Source organism: Spirochaeta lutea (genome assembly GCF_000758165.1).
GTDB classification, from domain to species: domain Bacteria; phylum Spirochaetota; class Spirochaetia; order DSM-27196; family Salinispiraceae; genus Spirochaeta_D; species Spirochaeta_D lutea.
This window is the reverse complement of sequence record NZ_JNUP01000064.1, coordinates 160359-180422: the sequence shown is the minus strand read 5'-3', so window position 1 is coordinate 180422 and position 20064 is coordinate 160359. Positions and strand designations below refer to the sequence as shown.

General features: G+C 52.9%; 14 protein-coding genes. 10 read left to right on the top strand and 4 right to left on the bottom strand.

Annotated features, from left to right (window positions below; all coding sequences use genetic code 11):
- Positions 1-63: 63 nt before the first annotated feature.
- Positions 64-2031, bottom strand: coding sequence for a 4-alpha-glucanotransferase (locus DC28_RS08825; RefSeq protein ID WP_037547829.1), 1968 nt, complete (start codon positions 2029-2031; stop codon positions 64-66).
- A gap of 83 nt (positions 2032-2114) precedes the next feature.
- Here DC28_RS08825 and DC28_RS15525 point away from each other — a divergent pair, with 83 nt between their 5' ends.
- The 4 genes from DC28_RS15525 to DC28_RS08805 are packed head-to-tail and all read left to right on the top strand — an operon-like array spanning position 2115 to position 7985.
- Positions 2115-4211: a putative glycoside hydrolase gene (locus DC28_RS15525; RefSeq protein WP_156104636.1), complete on the top strand. Its 2097-nt coding sequence runs from the start codon at positions 2115-2117 to the stop codon at positions 4209-4211.
- The gene (locus tag DC28_RS08815) at positions 4135-5142 is read left to right on the top strand and encodes an AAA family ATPase (RefSeq protein ID WP_081942087.1); all 1008 of its coding nucleotides are present in this window, start codon (positions 4135-4137) and stop codon (positions 5140-5142) included. Before DC28_RS15525 ends, DC28_RS08815 begins: the two co-directional genes overlap by 77 nt.
- 7 nt (positions 5143-5149) lie before the next feature.
- Positions 5150-6406 (top strand): DUF58 domain-containing protein, encoded by a 1257-nt coding sequence (locus tag DC28_RS08810; RefSeq protein WP_037547827.1) that lies wholly within the window; start codon positions 5150-5152, stop codon positions 6404-6406.
- The gene (locus tag DC28_RS08805) at positions 6399-7985 is read left to right on the top strand and encodes a DUF4129 domain-containing protein (protein ID WP_037547825.1); all 1587 of its coding nucleotides are present in this window, start codon (positions 6399-6401) and stop codon (positions 7983-7985) included. The genes DC28_RS08810 and DC28_RS08805 overlap by 8 nt, the downstream gene beginning before the upstream one ends.
- A 266-nt stretch (positions 7986-8251) precedes the next feature.
- Here the strand turns inward: DC28_RS08805 and DC28_RS08800 are convergent, their stop codons facing one another.
- Genes DC28_RS08800 through DC28_RS08790 form a run of 3 tightly spaced genes read right to left on the bottom strand, consistent with a single transcriptional unit; the run spans position 8252 to position 12975 of the window.
- Complete coding sequence (locus tag DC28_RS08800; protein ID WP_081942086.1) at positions 8252-8968, bottom strand: bifunctional nuclease family protein; 717 nt, start codon at positions 8966-8968, stop codon at positions 8252-8254.
- Between the two features lie 45 nt (positions 8969-9013).
- The gene (locus DC28_RS08795) at positions 9014-9790 is read right to left on the bottom strand and encodes a phosphoribosylformylglycinamidine synthase subunit PurQ (protein WP_052078664.1); all 777 of its coding nucleotides are present in this window, start codon (positions 9788-9790) and stop codon (positions 9014-9016) included.
- A gap of 2 nt (positions 9791-9792) precedes the next feature.
- On the bottom strand, positions 9793-12975 hold the full coding sequence (locus tag DC28_RS08790; RefSeq protein WP_052078663.1) for an AIR synthase-related protein: 3183 nt from the start codon (positions 12973-12975) through the stop codon (positions 9793-9795).
- A 261-nt stretch (positions 12976-13236) separates the two neighbouring features.
- On the opposite strand from DC28_RS08790, the gene DC28_RS08785 reads away from it, so the two are divergent.
- The 6 genes from DC28_RS08785 to DC28_RS08760 all read left to right on the top strand — a co-directional run bounded on the left by DC28_RS08785 (position 13237) and on the right by DC28_RS08760 (position 19840).
- Positions 13237-13845, top strand: a complete 609-nt coding sequence (locus DC28_RS08785; protein ID WP_037547822.1) for an META domain-containing protein — start codon at positions 13237-13239, stop codon at positions 13843-13845.
- 336 nt (positions 13846-14181) lie between these two features.
- Positions 14182-16113: an AMP-dependent synthetase/ligase gene (locus DC28_RS08780; RefSeq protein WP_037547820.1), complete on the top strand. Its 1932-nt coding sequence runs from the start codon at positions 14182-14184 to the stop codon at positions 16111-16113.
- Between the two features lie 24 nt (positions 16114-16137).
- Positions 16138-16839, top strand: a complete 702-nt coding sequence (locus tag DC28_RS08775) for a response regulator transcription factor (RefSeq protein WP_037547818.1) — start codon at positions 16138-16140, stop codon at positions 16837-16839.
- A gap of 153 nt (positions 16840-16992) precedes the next feature.
- Complete coding sequence (locus DC28_RS08770) at positions 16993-17916, top strand: PDZ domain-containing protein (protein ID WP_081942083.1); 924 nt, start codon at positions 16993-16995, stop codon at positions 17914-17916.
- Between the two features lie 36 nt (positions 17917-17952).
- Positions 17953-19479 (top strand): sensor histidine kinase, encoded by a 1527-nt coding sequence (locus tag DC28_RS08765; RefSeq protein WP_037547814.1) that lies wholly within the window; start codon positions 17953-17955, stop codon positions 19477-19479.
- 25 nt (positions 19480-19504) lie between these two features.
- Positions 19505-19840 (top strand): ArsR/SmtB family transcription factor, encoded by a 336-nt coding sequence (locus DC28_RS08760; protein WP_081942081.1) that lies wholly within the window; start codon positions 19505-19507, stop codon positions 19838-19840.
- Positions 19841-20064 lie beyond the last annotated feature (224 nt).

Below are 20064 nucleotides of genomic sequence, written 5' to 3'. Positions count from 1 at the left end.
AGAAACCCTCCCCCAGACCGGGGATCAGACTGAGCCCGCACAGAAGGTACATCCAGAGCCAGGCTAGGACTGTGCCCGTACCGAGGTCACATCTCGGACCGCAGCGGTAAAACCGTCCTCCTTCTGCAGATCCTCAATGGTCATAGGAATCCGGTAGGACCAGTTCGTCTCCTGGACTGTACCAGGTATATTGATCCGTTCATCCTGAGGATCATCGACCCTGTAGGGATTGTAGAGGGCAAAATAGTCCTGGAGCTGAAAAACGCACAGGGCCGATCCGGCTTCCATAAGCTTCTTGAGCACCTTCTGAGCAATACTAGGGTTGAAGTCTCGGGGATATCCCTCATGACAGCCTAAGCTGTACCAGAAAGCCTCGCTGCCGTCTTCATTTTCCCACCAATCCCGCAGGGTGGAGGTATCATGGACGGAAGGGGCGCATACCGACAAAAAGGGATAGTCCCAAATTGGAACATAGGGTTGCCCGGGCTCATGCCAGCGCCGGGACCATCGGGGAATCTTTAAACCGAGGATGGAAAGTTCACCAAGGGTTCGGGGAACACAGTCAGGAACTGCACCCAAATCCTCCGCACAGGTCAGCATTTCGACGGTTTCTCGCATAAATCCCAGGAGTCTCTTACCCGTCTGTGCCCAGAGATGTTCGCTCTCTCCACCCTTCTGGGCCACCAGTTCCTCAATGGCTGCCTTCTCACCGTCCCCCAACTCCTGGAACCGGCTGCAATCCCGGAACGTCCAGGCTGGAGCAAACTCATGGTCATTAACCTGAATGAAGGTTCGATCTCTGAACCAGCCCAACAGGGTATCCTTTTCCTGCCATGCAATGGGTAACTCCTGGATGGCCTTCTCACCCGTTATTGCTGAGGTAAAGACATAGAGATCCTCATTGCCAACCTGGCTGAAACAGAGCTTAATTACCTCATCGGAACGCACACCGAAAACACCCCGAATATGCTCACCGCGGATGTGGGGCTCACTCAACCACCGTATCCTGGCATCGTCGAATCCCTTCCGGTAAAAATCTGCCCGGTGGATGTACGCGGCCGGATTAAAATATCCCAGGGCTCCGGTACTATGCTCGGTGCCGATGGTCCAGATCCGAAAAAATCCTAAAACATGGTCGATCCGGTAGGCTTGGTAGAACTTATCTGCCTGTAGCAGTCTACGGCGCCACCACCCGTAATCCTGAGCCTGCAAAGCATCCCAGTTGTAAATGGGGAATCCCCAGTTCTGACCCTCGGGACTGAACCCATCGGGAGGGGCACCAGCTCGCTGGTCCACATAGAAGATATCCCGGTGAGCCCAGACATCCACACTGTCCTCATTCATCAGAATGGGAATATCACCCTTCAACAGAATTCCCAGGGTTTGAAGATGCTGCGCTGCAGCCAAAAACTGCTGCTCCAGGCGGTACTGAATCCAGGCATAGAACAAGGTCGGTAATTTCTTCGACTTCCACAGTTTCTGAATGTCTTCAGTGGTCGGCTGGATATTATCTGACCACTCAACCCAGCTCCGCAGCTGCTCCCGATCCTTCAAGGCTCGGAATACCGCATACTCCGTCACCCAGGGATTGCGTTTTATCCACGTCTTGAGTTCGCTATCCGCTGTAATGACAGCCTCATTGGCACGGAACACATCATGAAGAATCTCAAGCTTGCCGTACAGGACATCGCGGTAGGCTAGCCGGGAGGATCCATCATGGCTTACCCGCAGGTTTGCAAGCTTCTTGATGATTTCCTGCTTATTTTTCACCGAATCCAGCTCGGGGAGGGCCTGCACCCGGGTATACAGGGGATGCAAGGCAAAGGCGCTCAGGGCGCTGTAGGGCGAAGGATCATCCCCCGTATCGTTAACCGGCAGCAGCTGAATTACCTCAAGTCCTGACTTTTTACACCAATCTCCGAAGGGTACTAGATCCAGGAATTCTCCCGTCCCGGCTGATTCCTTCGACCGCAGAGAGAACACGGGAACCAGCACCCCCGCAAGAGGGCGGTTTAATCCTGAAAATTTCATCGTAATCAAATCTCCTTGTATTTCTAATTGTAGCAAGCCGACAAAAGGTGCACAAGCAATACCGTTCCGGTTATACTGACCGGGTGAAAAAGCAAACAATCCTTATCTCGGGTGTCATGGGGGTCCTTTTGGGGACCCTCGGAGTTGTATATAGTACTTCCTTCATTTCTTCAAATGGAAAGGGTGATTTTAATGCCGGTGCTACCCGACCGGAGGTGCTCACCCCTTCCCCGGAAGGGGGTACCCCGGTGCCCTCGGAGAAACCCGGAGAGTCCCCATCAGCTACCCTGGTTTCCCAGCATCAACCCGCTTCATCCTCATCTGGTCTACAGGATTCACCCCCAACTGATCCCCCGGAGGTACTCGTGTACCCATCCCGGACGCGGTTATACCGTAGCTCAGACAGCGGAACTACCTGGGAATCCTTGGATCCCCTGAGTGAAATAAACACGAGCACCTATCTCACCGCCGCAGCCGTAAACCCCCGAAATTCCCGGCATATTATCATCGGAACCAGCTTCGAAGGTTTTTACGAAAGCACCGACGATGGTAAAACCTGGAGCCTCCTGAACGACCGGGGGGGATTGAATACCTTCTACCAAGGCGCCGGTTTTTACAATGAAGCAGCCGCAATACTGTTTCACCCCGAAACCCCGAATACCCTGCTTATCCGGGAGGGATACAGCAACACCTGGTATGAATACAGCATGGACAGGGCAGCCATCACCTGGATGGGTACCTCCCAAGACCTCTCCAGTCGGGTTCCGGCCATTCAGGGAGGCTACCTTCGGCCCCTGGACCTTCCTCGGGATGCCTCAAGCCCCCGCAGTCGACGGCTGCTGCCCCTCTATCCCCAGAATTGGCCCATACCTCCTGCAGCCAACCAAGAAGCCGCCCAGACGAAGCAACTAGACGAGGATTTTTGGCGACGCCGGGAGCAAGCATCGGATAAGCGGGGCATCTATCTCAATCCCTGGCAGGCAGAAAACAACCTAGAAGAACACCTGGACTTTGTTGAAGACCATGGCATGAACAGCATCATTGTGGATTTTAAGGACGATCAGGGGAACCTAACCTATGACTCGCAATTGGAAATCATCGACGAGGTGGATTCCCAGTGGATCCGGTTTGATGTTGAGGAACTCATCCAGAAAGCCCATGAACGCGGAATCTATGTTATTGCCCGGGTAGTGGTGTTTAAGGACAAACAGCTCTACCGGTATAAAAACCATTCCTATGCCCTCTGGGACCACACAAAAAACGCACCTTGGGGCGTCTGGCGCCAGGAAACCCCGGCCGCCTCGGAGGAAAATCCCGAACCCGAATCCAAATGGGTTCAGATCGAGTACTGGGTCGATCCCTATGCGGATTTTGTCCACCAGTACAACATCGCCATAGCCCGGGAACTTCAAGAGCTGGGTGTAGATGAAATCCAGTTCGATTACATCCGTTTTCCCTCCGACGGGCTTACCCGGAACATCCGCAGCCGTTACTACGAGCAACGTGATTCCCAATCCCGCCCCCAGGGTTACGAGGAGCAACAGGCAGCTGGCCTGGTGGTCCACCCCGAGCTTCTCGCCCGGGCGGGTTGGCCGGAACCGGGTGCGGCTTCCGAGGATGACATCCCCCACCGGGTTGAAGCCCTGAGCAGCTTTCTCCGGAAAGCCAGAGAAGCCCTTACCATTCCTATTGGAACCGATGTGTTCGGCTTCAATGCCTGGGCACGGATGGGATACCTGGGACAAGACATTGAGGCAATATCTTTTTATGTGGATGTCATTAGCCCCATGGCCTATCCTAGCCACTACGCCCGGGACTTCCTCCCGGAACAGACCTACTTTGAACGTGCTGAAACCCTCTACGATGAGGGCACTATCCGAGCACGTACCATTACAGGAGATCGCGCACTTATCCGTCCGTACATTCAGGCCTTCCTCATCGGCGGGGAGCTTCGATACGAGTATCCTGAATATACCGAGTATCTGAATCTTCAGATTCGTGGTACCATAAATGGCGGCGGATCAGGATTCTCTCTCTGGAACAATTCCGGCCGCTACTACATGGTCGATAAAGAAACGTATCTCAAGGCAGCGGAGCAGGATAATGGCAGCAGATCAACAGAACAAGAGCAAAACAGTCAGCAGGCAGCAGATAGCCCAGACTCAAGAATGGGCGGCTAAAATAACCGCCGAGGTGGAAAAGGTATTCCTCGGTAAACCCCAGGTTGTGGAACATATGCTGGTAGCCCTTCTCCTGGGCGGTCATATACTCCTAGAGGATCTGCCGGGAACCGGTAAAACTATCCTTGCCCGGGCTTTATCAACCAGTATGGGAGGAAGATTTAGCCGCATCCAAGGGACCCCGGATCTTCTGCCAACCGACGTTCTCGGTGTTTCTATTTATAATCCCCAGGAAGGAAACTTCCGATTTCGCAGGGGCCCCATCCTCAGCCATGTGGTACTGGTAGATGAAATTAACCGTGCCACTCCGCGTACCCAATCAGCCTTGTTAGAGGCCATGGCCGAGGGACAGATTTCGGTAGATGGTCACACCCTCACCCTACCCAAACCCTTTTTTCTCATTGCCACCGAAAATCCCATTGATTTTGAGGGAACCTTTCCCCTCCCGGAGGCCCAAAAGGACCGTTTTCTGATGACCCTCAGTTTGGGCTACCCCCACCGGGATATAGAAAAAGAGGTGGTGCTCAGACAACGCAGAACGGGACACCCCATTGAGGATCTCGCCCCGGTAACCTCCCCCGAAGAGGTGGCGGACATACAGGGTATCCTCCACCACGTCTACATGGATCCCTCAATACTCGATTACATTGTTACCCTGGTAGAATCGAGTCGAAACCATCCCTCCATTCGAATCGGTGTCAGCCCCCGAGGTACCCTCGCCCTTTCCAAAGCTGCCCAGGCCCTAGCCGCCCTCCGGGGCCGCCACTACGTAATCCCCGATGATGTGAAGGAGCTCGTTCAGCCTGTGTTTCTTCAGCGGATTATAGTTAAACCAGAAAGCCAAATACGCGGCACTACCCCGGAACAATTGATTACCGAACTGATTGAAGCTACCGAGGTTCCCCTGGTCTCCGAGCCCAAGGAGGGCTGATCCACCAGTGCGGGGTACTGTTTTACTCACCGGCATCAGTCTTTTTATCCTCGTATTCATTCCCCTGCAGATTCTTCAGTGGATAGCCCTATCTACCCTGTTGCTGGTACTGCTCTCCTGGGTGTACTCACGCCTCATGCAAAAACACATCTGGGTGGACCGGGCGGAATCTCAGGTAGTGGCATATCGGCACACCAAGACCGAAACCCAACTCATTGTCACCAATTATCTGCCCCTCCCGGTTCCGACCCTGCTGATTGCCGATGAGCCGGGGGCACTCATCTCCGACGACCGGGAACGCCAGGTAATCGCCCTGTCTCCGGGACAGAGGGTACGAATTTCATACCATGTTAAGGCCCACGAACGCGGACGGTACGCCCTCGGACCCATCACCCTCCAGTCATCAGATCCTATGGGCTTTTTCCCCTGGCAGCGGACCATCACCCTCCCGGGCATTTTTTTGGTGTTCCCCCGGATATTTCCCCTGGAATTGCTCCTCCAACGGGGAGCTCCCATGGGCCCCCTGAAAATTCAGAACCCCCTCTATGAAGATCCGAGCCGGTTTCGAAACATCCGGGAATATGAACCCGGGGACGATCCCCGACGCATCCAATGGAAGGTCAGCGCACGTTCCGGTCAGATGCAGGTAGCAGAGTATCTGGCAACCCTGTCCGTACCGGGAATCATTCTCCTGAACCTGAATCCCGAAGATTTTAAGGGCCGAAGAGCCCACCTCCACCTCGAACGGGCAGTGGAAGCGGCCGCTTCGGCAGTACATTATTGGGGAGAGTTGGGCGAACATGTAGCATTTGTAACCAACGGAGTTACCATGGCCCATACCGGGGAAGCCCTGGATGATACAGAAGCCCCCCCGGAACAGCCCAGCCAAGAGGAATCCCAGATACCCCTGCTCTGTATACCCAGCGGCAAGGGCCGGGGACAAGCCTCCCATATCCTCAGCCGGTTAGCCATCCTCACCCGACCGGCCCAAGGCTGGCCTGAAGGTTCCAGAGAACTATTTAATCAGGTTCTCCGTCTCAGACCTTCCCCGGGTACCCGGATTATCTACATTGGCCCGAGCCTGGACAGGGAGGAATTCTCCCAATCCATAGCCCCCTTTAGCCACAGTTGGAACATCGACCTTTGGATTCTCGACGAGAAAATTTCCCAACCCCAGCGCATCACCGGTCATGATCTCCTGCCGGGTAATCGTTTTCGGGTCTTTACCATAACGGAGTTCGGGGAGGATGTACTGAATGACTAATCAGGACCGGACCCCTCAGAATCTATTAACAGGATTTCACATTATTATCGCCGGGGTGTACGCCGTATCCTTCAGTATTGCTGTACTGAGTTTCCTATCAGCCCTGATGACTGCCTTCGTTCAGCCACTGGGTGTGCCCCTCTGGTTTTTTCTCATTATCTGCCTAGCTGCAGTAGCTACCGAGTTGATTATAACCTTTTTCTTTACAGGACCGGATACGGGCCGCTTTCTGCGGGTTCGAGTCTTTATTGTTACCGGTGTAGTAAGTTATCTACTCGCAGGTCTTTTTCTACCAGGTCCCCTGACCGACTTCAGCCGGTTTTTACCGAGCCTTGCAACCCTTAGCCCGCCACTCTTCTCCGTTTTTGTGTTTTGGCTCATGGGCTCCCGGCATAATGCCTTGCTCGACCGTGAAGAACTCCTCTTGGATATGGCGGGTAAACGCGGTGAAGACCTGCTCCACGTACTGCAACAGGATCATCCGCGGATTCTGGATGGGTTGTCCCGGATTGTATCTCTGAACCGGGGGAGTATTGGAGGAATATTCCTGCTCATCCTCATGACACTAACCCTGTGGCTCGGAGAGGTTCAAATCACCCTGCCATTCCAAATTTCTGCCATTATATCAGGCGTCTTTGCCTTGGCCGGACTTGCTTTGGGGAACACCTATTTGGATGACCACCGTACGATTCAGCGGACCTGTCTTGCTTCGGATGAGCAACGGGTAACCCGGGTCGGGCTTGCCCTGGTGCTTATCGGGTTTTCGTTTCTCATCCCATTCTTCATCGCCCGTAACCGCTCCCTTCTACCCCTGGCTGTGCTTGAATCAATCTTTATTTGGATTGTGGGGATTTTCTCATCGGACCGATCTAGCCAGACGGCTATGGAAATTCAACACTTTCTGACCACTACCTCCGAGTTGCCCCAATGGGGACAGCCCCCTATGGAGGAGGTCGCGGCCCAACCCTCGGAGTTCTGGACTATTTTCATAGAGATTATTATTAATTCCTTAAAAATCGGTGCTGTACTGGGGGTTATTATCTTTTTAGTATATCCCGCCATCCAGCATGGAGGATTGAGTCACTTACTTAGAACCCTGGGCCAGTTTTTCTCCCGGAGCTGGCTTGGAAACCTATTCCGGGGTGTAGGAAAAATTCTAGCAAGAATATGGTCGCTTTTACAGAGTATCTTTCGTTTCCGACACCGATCCTGGGCAAGAAAAGCCGGACTCTCATCGGACGAGTTTTTACAAAGCTATCTCACCCAGGTGCGAACAACTGAAGCACTGAAGGGTAAACGAAACAAGACCCTTAATCGCCTCATAGATCTCTTCCGTAGATTTCTTGATGCCGCGATTTCCCTTGGTGTTGTTCTGACCCAACACATGACTCTCAGGGAGATTGTCGGAGCTATTCCCGAATATGCCCGAGAAATTAGTACAAGGATCCTCCAGCTTTTGGAACGTTCTCTCTATGCGCCGGAAGAAATTTCCCAGGAAACCTACTCCGAACTTACCCAGCTTGTTCGGGATCTGGAGTCCCTGATTGCCCAAAGGCAGGCAGAGCAAGAATCACCCTGACACGGTTGGGAGGTGGTGCTTCGATCCTGCAATCAGCATTCTTTATTTCCGCCTAAGGCGTCATATTTATTAATACACCGAAGTCGGAGGAGGTAAGCGGTCGATAAGGGTGCACTATGCAGAGGAACCAGTAGATTCCAGTGCCGGCGGCGGTAAGCGGTTCTTAGTGCGCAAAAGCTTGTAACATTGCACCCCGGAGACACCACCCATGGGTTTACCTATAGGTTGTTTCGCTATATCTGGTGTCGTTTACAACCATTTGCGCACTAACTACCGGGATTCTCATCCGATTTATCGTCATGATTAGGATTGCTAGCTGACTGTTCCCCACTCATCCGATCGATATCATTGATTTCATCCCGCAAAGCAGCAGCCTCTTCATAGTTTTCCACTGCCACAGCTGCAGCCAACCGCTGCTCAAGCTGTTCTCTAATCAGTGTTAGGGGGTTTTCTTCTTTTTTTGATTTGCTCCCGGGAGAAACTTCAGACTCCAGCTCGGTCCGTTCTTCCTCATCCATTACCGACATCAATTCCTCAAGCTCCGTCGGGCTGATTTCCGGAGCTTCAGTGAACATTGTTTCAGGTATGCCCGTCTCATCAACAATGAACTCGGCGATATACACCGGGCATTCCACCCTGACTGCTATACTCAAAGCATCCGATGGGCGAGAGTCGAACACGTATTTCTTCATCCCCTGGCGCGCAATAATGCGAGCATAAAAAATGCCATCCTGCAGGTCATTGATCTCTACCCGGTCTACAACCAGATGAAGTTTGTCAAAAATGCTGAGCATGAGATCATGGGAAAGCGGCCGGGGTAACGACACCTTCCCCAGTCCCAATCGAATGGATCGAATCTCCAGCGTATCGATAAATATTGGCACCACCCGGGTGGATTCCAAGGGTTTAACCAGAACAGCACTACCCCGGTCGGTCCGGAGCAGGGTCCAAACCCTTGCCTCAACTAACATTGTATTTCGCATCTCTATATAAGGTACCCACAACCATCAGAAGAAACAACCGGGTAATTAAATCCCGGCCGCCCAGTCCACGGCATTCTTCAGTAGCTGCAATCCCGGAGTGGGTCCCCCAGAAGCTTCCTGGCGAGCCCACCGGGGGTTCTGATAAAACGACACCGCCGCCTCCGGGTGCGGCATAAGCCCGAGAACCCGGCCCGTCTCATCAGTAATTCCCGCTATGGCATCCACAGATCCATTAGGATTCTCGGCATACTGAAAGGCAATGAGATTCCCCTGTTTTAACTGGTTCAATACCGTATCATCCCGAGGAATAAAGCGGCCCTCCCCGTGACGAATCGGGTACTCAATATGGGTTTCAGACAACCCATGGAGCCATGGGGAACCGTTTCTCGGGTTGACCTGAAGTTCTACCCATCGATCCACAAATTCACCCGACTCATTATGAATGAGGGACACCTCGGGGGTCCAATCCTGGTTCAGATTGGGTAGTATCCCCATTTTCACCAGGGTTTGAAAACCGTTGCAAATACCGAGGATCAATCCTCCTCCTGCAATCAGTGTATCCAAGACATTCCGAAACTGGACTCGAACCAAATGGGACAGGATCTTCCCGGATCCAACATGATCACCGAAGGAGAACCCACCAGGAAACGCAATAATAGAAAAGTCGAGCAATGATTCAGGCGCTGCCCGTAAATCATTGATATGGCAATACCGAACCTCGCCTCCGGCAAGGGTAAAAGCCTGTCCCAACTCCTTATCAGCGTTGATTCCGAAGCCCGTTATAATCCCGACCTGCACTGTCCGCGCTGCACTCATGCCCATGGTTACTCCTCCCATCCGGTATTCCAGGCCATCAATAACTCATCCATGGACCATCGGTTTCCCGGTTCACCATCCCAGCGAATTTCCAAGCCAAACTCCGGGTATTCAACTGTTCCTAATTTCATCACATGGTATCCATCCAAGGCAGATTGTACTTCTGTCTCCTTCTCCGGGGATACTGAAATAATAAATCGGCTCGGCTCCTCATTAAACAATGCAAAGGCTTGCTGAAGATACCGGGACTCAGCAAGGTTTTCATGAAGTCCCTCGATGCTTGAAAGCGAAACCGCAGCTCCAAGCCGCCCTCCGATACAGCATTCTGCTAGGGCAACCCCGAGACCGCCGTCGGAAAGGTCGTGGATGGACTTGATCATACCCCGGGACAAGAGCCCGTGAACCTGAGTGTAGAATGCCGGTGCCCGAGACACATCCACCCTGGGAGCCGCACCGAGGTGCACCCGGGAGTCCCTGCTATAATCGGCAGCAGAATCCAGATACCCGCCTTTATACCGCTGCTGAATGAGTTTCTCGTAGTAAGATCCCCCCATAGCAACATCACTGATCCGGTTATCAGGAGTATCTTCCCGGGCGGAATCACCCCCGGCAATCAGATAGATCCTATCCCCGGGATCCTTAAAATCACTGGTCCCGGATCTCCTGACATCGGGCACAATACCCATAAGGGTAACCAAAAGAGTGGGCCGTACCGACACCTTTTTTCCCGCCAGAACAACATCGTTCTTCATTGAATCTTTTCCGGAAATGAGGGGAAGGGTGTAGGCCCGGCAAATCTCCTGTAACCCCTGATTTGCCCGAACCAACTGGGCAAGTTTATACTCCCCATCCGGAGTTGCATCGCTTAAAACCGGATCCGGCCAGCAGAAATTATCTAGGGCACTTGCCCCCAGGGGATCCCCTCCCAGGGCAATATGGGCACGGTATGCTTCATCAACACCCAGCTGGGCCATGGCATAGGTATCATCATCACCCACCCTGGGGCAAATACCATGGGTAACACTCACCCCCCGGTAACTACCTTCCCGCACCTGCAGTACCCCTCCATCACTGGGCCCGTCCCCGGCTTCACCAACAAACGGCTTCACCACCGACCGGCCCTGAACCTCATGATCGTACTGCCGAACCAAGGACTCCTTACTCCTGATATTGGGCTCAGCCAGAAGATTGAGAAGATCCTGGTGGATTAACATCTCATCATTGCCACCCCGGTTGGTAATAACCTCCCGAATGGCCTCGGCGACCTGGACCGACAAGGGTCTGCGCTGGGATGAATCCACCCAACGAGCTTTCAGCCTCATCTGGGGAAGACCGTTATGAACAAAATCCATATCCAGTACACCCGCCGGCTGGTTCTGATAGTACAGTTCGATCTTACCGGAATCGGTGAACTCCCCGATGGCACATGCCTCAACGCTCAGCCGGCGGGCCAGATCAAAGAACTCCTCCCGCTTCGCAGGATCAACCGCAAGACTCATCCGCTCTTGGCTCTCACTCACCCAAATCTCCCAGGGTGCCAACCCGGGATATTTTAACAGAACCTGTTCAAGGTTGATTCGGATGCCCCCGCTGTACTCTGCCATCTCTCCAAAACTCGACGACAGTCCCCCGGCCCCGTTATCCGTCAGTCCCTTAAAAAGATCCCTGTCCCGGGCTTCCATGAGGAAATCGATAACCTTCCGTTGGGTAATAGGATCACCAATTTGGACCGCACTAGTGGGAGATGTCTCGTCCAGGGCAAGGGAGCTGAAGGTGGCACCGTGAATACCGTCCTTCCCCACCCGGCCGCCAATCATCACAGCCAGATCTCCCGGCTCTATTCGCTTCTCCCATGAATTGCGGCCGTTGATAATCCGGGGCATGAGTCCGCCGGTACCGCAAAACACAAGGGGTTTACCAAGGTAACTCTCATCAAAGAGGAAGGCTCCGCCGGCCACTGGAATCCCGCTCTGATTTCCGCCGTCAACAATGCCCTCATGGACACCCGCCATCACGGTTTTAGGGTGAAGCAGAGTGGAGGGCACATCCTCGTGGGGAGTATCGGGATGACCGAAACAAAGAACATTGGTATTAAAAAAGGGCCATGCACCTATGCCCGTGCCTAGTATATCTCTATTTACCCCCACTATTCCGGTAATAGCCCCGCCGTAGGGATCCAGCGCACTGGGACTATTATGGGTCTCCGCCTTTATGCAGACCACATAGTCATCATCAAAATCCATGACACCGGAGTTATCATGAAACACCGACCGTAAATCCGGTCGCAGCTTCATGAGTTCATCCGTGGTAGCCTTGATGAACTCTTTGAACACCCCCCGGGTGATCATCGTTACCTCAGCACCGTCATGGTACTCAATAGCGGCAGCGAAAATCTTATGTTTGCAGTGTTCACTCCAGGTCTGTCCCAGCATTTCTAATTCAATATCGCTGGCAAAGGCCGATAATCCCGAGACCCGGCGGCTTTCTTGAACCCGAGGATCTCGATAATAATCTCGGATGACCTGCATCTCATCCAAGGTTAGCGCCAGGAGCCGTTCTTTACTGAGAACCAGCAATTCCTGATCAGTCATGGTTGCCACATCGTACATCTGCACCGGTTCTACCTCTCCCGTATGTACCAGGGGGTACAGTTCGGGAAATCCCTTCCCGGCAAAAAAGACTTCGCGGGGTATCACACCGGCTTGTTGAATGAGGGGATTGTATAGGGCACGGGAGATGTCCTGGGGCAGGGTTTCTTTTTTCGCAGCCTCAACGTTCGGGCTATAAGTGATGATGAATTGTCTTGCCGTCTGAATCACTGCATCCCCGGGAAGCGTTTCCCCAAGCTCCAGTTCCAGGGCTCCCCGCACCGTAATCGCCACCGGGTCTGTCACTCCCGGTTTATAGGCAATCTCTACCGCCAGGTCCCAGCCCTGGGACTGCTCACCGCCATCCTGATTCGCCCTCTCTTCCCGGGCAAAGGAACGGTTAACGAGAATATCTTGGGACACCTCTTCGCAGAAAATTCCCTGTAGCTGATCCGGCTCCAGACCAGCAATTCCGTCAAGACAATAAACGTCGACAATACGTACATGGTCAACTGGTAATTGGTTGACCTTGGCAAGGCGGTGGGCCGTCCGCTTTGCCCGTCCGTCGGCGAGGCCAGGTTTATAGGTTATTTCTATGCGCATGGATAGGGCGACACTACCAGAATTTACCCCGGCCCGCAAGTTTCTCTTACCGGCAATCCCGTATGTTGCAGTAATATATTGCCTAGTGTGGAAAAGGCTGTGGTATTACACCTCGACGGCATTACCCCCGGGGCTGGACCCCAGCGAGCACCGCCGTATCCGGCATCGTCTACAACCTTTCGCGCGCCAAAAAGATGTGCATTAAAAAGAACTGTTCTACCTGGCTTTCAGACACCCCCAATCTAGTATATGGTTTTATCCATGAAACGCTTTACTCACCTACCCCTGGTTTTGCTTCCCATTCTGGTTGCCGTTATGCTTTGGAGCTGTGCCACCTCTTCCCCGGTACAACCCCCTCCTCCTGCCGATCCGGAACCCGTCCAGGAACCGGCACCCCAGCCTGAGCCTGTCCCCGAACCCGCGGTAAACATCCCGACCATTGAGGGACCACGATGGAATCTGACCTGGTTGTTTGAATCCGACTCAGCACGGAAACCCGCCGAGGGAACCGTCTGGTTCCAGCTCCTCCCCCAGGCAGAACCGCCCTTGAAGGGACACGGAGGTGTCAATCAGTTCTTCGGGCGTTACCAGGTAACCGGCGGTACACCCCAGAGCGGAACCATCGAGTTTTCATCCCTGGCGAGTACAAAGATGGCCGGGAGAACCCTGGAATATGAGAATATATTCCTGAGAAATCTCAGTCTTACCAAGGGCTACCACATCTCCGGTGACACCCTGGAGGAGGCAGAGTTGGTATTTTATGGAGGCTTCGGTAGGGAGGAAATCATCCTTGCCAGGTTTGCGGCCGAAGGGGATGGCCCAGCCCGCCAATCCCCAGCGGAACATGGACCGGTAGAAGACAACCAGTAAACAAAGACACTCATGACCCCTGGGGGATTTCTCGGCGGACAATACGAGAGGTCGCCGACAGCGGGGATGGTATAATCCTTTACGCTCCATAGAAGCATTGGAATCACCATGAACCAAACATCTCAAAGAGCTGAGCGCCAATACTATCCGACTGCCCTGGAAACACCCTCGATTCTTGAAGAGGTCTGCCCTATTCGCCCATTCCCGATCAGCCCATTACTGAAGCCAATTCAATAATTACTTTGCTTTCTGCTGGTTTCCTGGTATTCTAAGCAGTGACCATGTCAAAAAAATCCATACTCAGCTCTGGTCTTAATGACCAACAAGGAGTGATTCATGTTTAAAACCATTCCGGAACTATTAAATTTCGCCTGTGAAGAATTCGGCGATTCAGACTATCTGTTTAAAAAGACTGATGACGGCTGGAAGGGTACCACCTACAAGGAAGCCCGAGAGCAGGCAAGGGCTCTTGCTGCTGCACTCCTGTCCCACGACCTGGTGGGCAATCTAAGCCTGGTCTCAGAAGGAAGGCCGGAATGGGTTATATCAGAACTGGGGATTCTGCTTTCCGGCGGAACCACCGTCCCCTTGTCCATTAAATTACTGGCCGAGGAGCTCCCCTTCCGGATTAACCATTCCCAATCAAAGGCAGTGGCCTTCAGTAAGGTTACCATCGATAAGGTTCTTCAGGTGTACAGCAGTTTTGAGGAAAAACCTAAACTCATCTACCTGGATTCTGATCAGGAAAGCATCCAGCGGATTGAGGCGGAAACCGGTCTACGATTCGGCTCCGGGCTCTTTACCCTGGAAGATCTCATCGCCCAAGGATCCGAAGCCCTAAAAATCCAGGAGGTTCAGAGCCAGGTAGCTGCCATCGAATCGGATATCAGTCCAGATCATAATGCCACCATCTGTTACACCTCGGGAACCACCGGCAACCCCAAGGGCGCCATGCTCACCCACCAGAACTTCTGCGCCAATGTTACCCAATCCACCGACCTGTTTTTCATTCCCTATGGACTGAAAACCCTGGTTATCCTGCCGGTTGACCATAGTTTTGCCCACACCATCGCCCTCTACGCAGCCCTTCTGCGGAAATTCTCCCTCTATTTTGTAGATGCCCGGGGTGGAGCTATGAGTATCCTTCGAAATATCCCCATCAATCTACAGGAAGTAAAGCCCGATTTTCTGCTCACAGTTCCTGCCCTGACCCAGAACTTCATGAACCGGATGCTTACAGCCATCCGGAAAAAAGGCGGGTTCATCGAAAAACTGTTCCACCGGGGTTTGAAGAGCCGCATCATTATGAACGGCGATGCCTGGAATAAGCCGGGAATAGTAACCCGCTTTTTCCACTTCTGGCCGTTTGCCCTCACCAATCTCCTGATTTTCCCAAAACTCCGAGAGGTTTTCGGTGGTAATCTCCGGTTCTGTATCAGCGGAGGAGCATATCTGGATGTAACCCAACAGCAGTTCTTTAAGGCTATCGGTGTTCCGGTATACCAGGGATACGGTCTAACCGAGGCAAGCCCGGTAATCTCCACCAACCGTGATGGCCTGCATAAAATCGGCAGCTCCGGAAATATCCTTCCCGGAATTGAATGCAAGATTGTCGATGATTCAGGTACTGAGCTGCCCCTGGGCAGCAAGGGGCAAATCATAATCCGCGGTATAAACGTAATGAAGGGATATTACCGCAATCCCGATGCCACTTCCCAGACCGTGAAAGACGGGTGGCTATACACCGGGGACCTCGGCAGCATGGACCACGACGGCTTTCTGTACGTTTCGGGCCGGGAAAAGGCACTACTAATCTCCCCCGATGGAGAGAAATACAGCCCCGAAGAAATTGAGGAAGCTATCGTAAACGTGGCTCCGGTAATCAGCCAGTGCATGCTCTACTGCGATCATAAGAAGTACACCACCGCCCTCATTTCTCTGGACAGCGATACCCTCAGCTACCTCAAGGACAAGCAAAAAATCACCTCCCCTGAAAAACTATTGCCAGTCATTGAAGGTCAGTTCCACAAATACCTCTCCGAATCAGCCTACAAGGGCAGGTTCCCCAAGGCGTGGACACCGAAAACCTTCCAAATCCTTACCGAACCCTTCTCTGAAGCCAACAAGATGATAAACTCCACCATGAAGATGGTCCGGTACCGAATTCATGAATCCCATAGCGAGCTTCTGGAATACATGTATACAAGTGAAGGCGATCACCCCCAAAATCCGAAAAATCTGGAGGCAATAAAAACCCTTGCCTTCTAGGGGTCCAATCCGGATACTATCACCATGGCTACACTGCTGCTTGTCGAAGACGATCCGGGAATCGCGAAAGCCGTAACCCGGGGTCTGACCCAGGAGGGGTACACCGTCGCCCACGTCGACCACGGCGACCATGCCCTGCCTTGGATCTCCCAAAACCATCCAGACCTGGTTATCCTTGATGTCCGTCTGCCGGGTCTGGACGGCTTCACCATCTGCAAAAAAATCCGCGAATCCGGCAACACCCTTCCCGTCCTCATGCTAACAGCCCGGGACGAGGAAATTGATACCATTCTCGGCCTCGAAATCGGTGCTGATGACTATATGGTCAAGCCCTTCAGCCTCCGGGAGCTGCAGAGCCGCATAAAAGCCTTACTCCGGCGGAGTTCATATTCTCAGAATTTTTCCCAGGGTGATTCCACCGTCTTTGGCACCCTGACCTTCCACCGGGGCACCCAACGGCTTTACCGCCAATCAGCCTCTGCTTCAGAAGAAATCTTCCTCACCCCCATTGAAACCAGAATCCTGCTCTACTTCCTGGATAACCCGAACCAAGTAGTGACGCGTCAGCAGATCATTACCGCTGTCTGGGGCGAGCAAATTTTCCTAGAAGACGAACGCACCGTCGACGTACACATCCGCCATCTCCGGGAAAAACTCGAATCAGACCCGGCAAACCCCCAATTCATTCAGACTGTCCGGGGGTTCGGCTACCGATTCACCGAATAAATCACCCAAGGAACCCCACGATCCTGCAGTTCCGCCGGGTTTGAGAGCCGCCGAAAGGGTGAGCCCCTATGTTAAGAAATCTTAAAGCAACCGCAACACCGCCTTAAAGGGCTGGATGTATTGTTTGAGCATACCTAATTCAGGAGGTGCTCTATGAAAGATAGACACACGACACGGACCATGGCTTTGCTGATGGTTCTTAGTCTCCTCATTGCAGGAATAGGCTTTGCAGGAGGTACAGATGAACAAGGCGCGGTACAACCGGTTCAGTACCGCGGAAACGGATTCTTTCCCGGCATGGGCGGGTACCACGGCTCTATGGGACAGCAGGGTCTCTGGCAGAACCAGGATCTTGAACTGGTGGAATACGAGGGCGTCCTAATCACCGGGATTATCCAGGACACACCCGCTCACCAGGCAGGACTCCAGCGGGGAGATATCATTCTCTCAATCCAAGGTACTGCGGTGAACTCCAGGCAGGATATCGATCAAGCTCTCGCAGACCTTGAGGCCGGTCAGACCGTTGCCCTGGAAATTAAGCGCGGAACCGCATCTCTTACAAAGAACCTTACCATCGAAACCCGTCTCTTCCGCCCGTACATCGGTATTCTAACCCAAAACAGCCAGCCGGGAATGTTCGGACGGATGTTCTTCGGCGATGAGGTAGTTCCCTGGGATGGCTCTGCTGCGGGTACCCTCGGTGCGGTCATTGTTGCAGTACAACCCGATAGCCCCGCCCAGAAGGCAGGACTTACCCCTGGAATGCTCATCTCGGAAATAAACGGCGAACCCTTGGCCAGCGCCGATGTAGCCGGTATCATATCAGAACTGGAACCCGGAGATTCTGTATCGCTCACGGTTCAATCTCTGTTACAATCCAGCGATTCCCAAGAGATTACTGTTACCCTGGGATCAGAGGATGGTCACCCCTACCTTGGGATTCAATACCACCCCTTCCCCAATCTTGGAATGAGCAGAGCCTTCGGGAATGCCAGGACGGGACCCATGGGTTTTTTCCAAGAGCGCGGGTTCGGAACACCTGACACCCCCCGGGGTCCGAGCCGCGGTCGTCGTTAATACCACGGCATTTTCGCTACGTACATGGGAGAGCACATGATACCATCTATCCGGTCACGGATTACCATCGGTCTCCTCTCTACCACCCTATTCAGCCTGCTGCTTCTTGGCGGGCTGTTTTTGGTGTTTCTTCGGGGATACACGAGGAACCTCAGTAGAGATTATCTTGAGCAGAAGGCTGTCCAACTCCTGGAAGAGTTTCGGCGTCAACGAGATAACGCCAACGATCCAAACCTAAGCACCCTAGATAACCAGATACTGCGCCGATTGCTTTCCAGGGAACAGGAACAATCTCAGTTGCAGTTCCGAATCCTCGATGAATCAGGGCAGGTAACAGATTCAATCCTATTCCAACGAAATTCCGGCCGGCCTACCATGCCCCTTCATGATTTTCTCTTTGATCAATTGGGACCAGCCATGCACCGCTCCCGGAATAGTTCTGACCAACCCCTGGGTAGTAATCCCACCCGCAGCGACGGCAGCCGCCTTGTCGTACCTCTTTCTCCCCTTCCTGGCTCACCCGCATTAGAACTCCTTTCAGAAACGACGTTTCTTGATCGTATACAAAAGGATGCACTAGTGGGGTATTCAGCGGCAGCAGGCTTGAGTCTGCTGCTGGCATCTATTATGGCCCTGGTAATCACCCGGAATATTGCTAATCCCTTACTTTCTCTGAAGACCAGGGTTGAGGAATTTTCCCTGAAGACATCTCCCCATGAGGATCCCCCCAACCCTGGAACCGCCTTTATTCTGAAAAACCCGGGAAGTCGAGAGGTTGAACAACTGAGTATCGGGTTTTCCGCCATGGCCGACGGATTAGCCCAAAAGTACAGGGAGTTGCAGCAGGAGCGAGACAGCCTCAAGTACTTCCTCGCAGATGCAAGCCATGAGTTACGAACCCCCCTCACAGCAGGATTGGCCTTCACCGAGCTGCTCCGCAAGGAACTCATGAGCTATTCCACCCATACCTCCTCTGGCGACTCCCAAGAACTTCTCTCCGACCTAGAGAATCAGCTTTTCCGCATGCGGGGGATCGTAGAAAACCTACTGACCCTTTCTCGCCTTGATGCAGGAATCAGCCCTATTCCTAAGGAACCCTTTGATCTGCTCCACACCATAACGACAGTACAGCACGAGTTTACAGCAACCCATACTGAGATAGGTCCGGAGGATATTTCATCACAGGTTGCAGCGCTCCCAGACCTGGAACCCTGGGGTAACCCTCAGATCATAACCCAATTGCTCACCATCCTCCTGGATAATGCCTACCGTTACGGAGCACCGCCCGTACAAATCTCCGCCTGGTACGATCCTCAGGCTGGGGCTGTCATGATTCAGGTCTTGGACCACGGTCCCGGCGTCGAACCCGGGGAGGAGGAAAAGATAACCCAGCGTTTCTTCCGTGGAGCAGCCGGTACTGCTTCAAACCAGGGCTTAGGACTCGGACTATCCATCGCCCGTTCCCTAACCCAAAGTATGGGAGGAGATCTGTTAGTAAATCCCCATACCAACACCACAGGACTCTGTATTCGCTTTCTTTTCCCAACCCAGCCTCGACCCTAGTACCACCTTGGTGTATAGTAATACAATGAATCACCAGAACGACATGGTAGAACCCCTATGTCACGATTACAATCCTGCCCCGGACAACCAGACCCTGCAAAGACTCGCAGATTTTTTTAAGGTTTTCGGCGATCCAACCAGGCAGCGCATTCTCTTCGCCCTCATGAATAAAGAACTCAACGTCGGTCAAATTGCGGAAGCTCTGAATGCCAGTCAATCGGGTATTAGCCATCAGCTGAAGATCCTCCGCCAAGCAAATCTCGTCACATTTCGAAAAGAGGGAAAAACCGCCTACTATTCCATCTCAGATAGCCATGTCTCCTGCATAATAAACGACGGACTCGAACACATAAACGAATAACCGTTTTCCCACCGGGGATACCCACCTCGTTACTCCACCTGAATCTCCGTAATCCGGTATAAACACTACCCAAGTGCCGAGAAGCTTGTTGAATACACTGGATATAGCGGGGTTAGAGGCAGACCAGCTCCAGGGGTAGTGTCGTCGAAGGGCGATGGTACAACCTTTCGTGCATGGAGAAACTAATCGTCCCGGCAAGAAACTCCCCCCAATCTATCTTTACT

Coding starts and splice junctions, on each gene's coding strand:
- DC28_RS08825 (WP_037547829.1), bottom strand. CDS start 2,031: ATGAAATTTTCAGGATTAAACCGCCCTCTTGCGGGGGTGCTGGTTCCC.
- DC28_RS08815 (WP_081942087.1), top strand. CDS start 4,135: ATGGCAGCAGATCAACAGAACAAGAGCAAAACAGTCAGCAGGCAGCAG.
- DC28_RS08805 (WP_037547825.1), top strand. CDS start 6,399: ATGACTAATCAGGACCGGACCCCTCAGAATCTATTAACAGGATTTCAC.
- DC28_RS08800 (WP_081942086.1), bottom strand. CDS start 8,968: ATGCGAAATACAATGTTAGTTGAGGCAAGGGTTTGGACCCTGCTCCGG.
- DC28_RS08795 (WP_052078664.1), bottom strand. CDS start 9,790: ATGGGCATGAGTGCAGCGCGGACAGTGCAGGTCGGGATTATAACGGGC.
- DC28_RS08790 (WP_052078663.1), bottom strand. CDS start 12,975: ATGCGCATAGAAATAACCTATAAACCTGGCCTCGCCGACGGACGGGCA.
- DC28_RS08785 (WP_037547822.1), top strand. CDS start 13,237: ATGAAACGCTTTACTCACCTACCCCTGGTTTTGCTTCCCATTCTGGTT.
- DC28_RS08780 (WP_037547820.1), top strand. CDS start 14,182: ATGTTTAAAACCATTCCGGAACTATTAAATTTCGCCTGTGAAGAATTC.
- DC28_RS08775 (WP_037547818.1), top strand. CDS start 16,138: ATGGCTACACTGCTGCTTGTCGAAGACGATCCGGGAATCGCGAAAGCC.
- DC28_RS08770 (WP_081942083.1), top strand. CDS start 16,993: ATGAAAGATAGACACACGACACGGACCATGGCTTTGCTGATGGTTCTT.
- DC28_RS08765 (WP_037547814.1), top strand. CDS start 17,953: ATGATACCATCTATCCGGTCACGGATTACCATCGGTCTCCTCTCTACC.
- DC28_RS08760 (WP_081942081.1), top strand. CDS start 19,505: ATGAATCACCAGAACGACATGGTAGAACCCCTATGTCACGATTACAAT.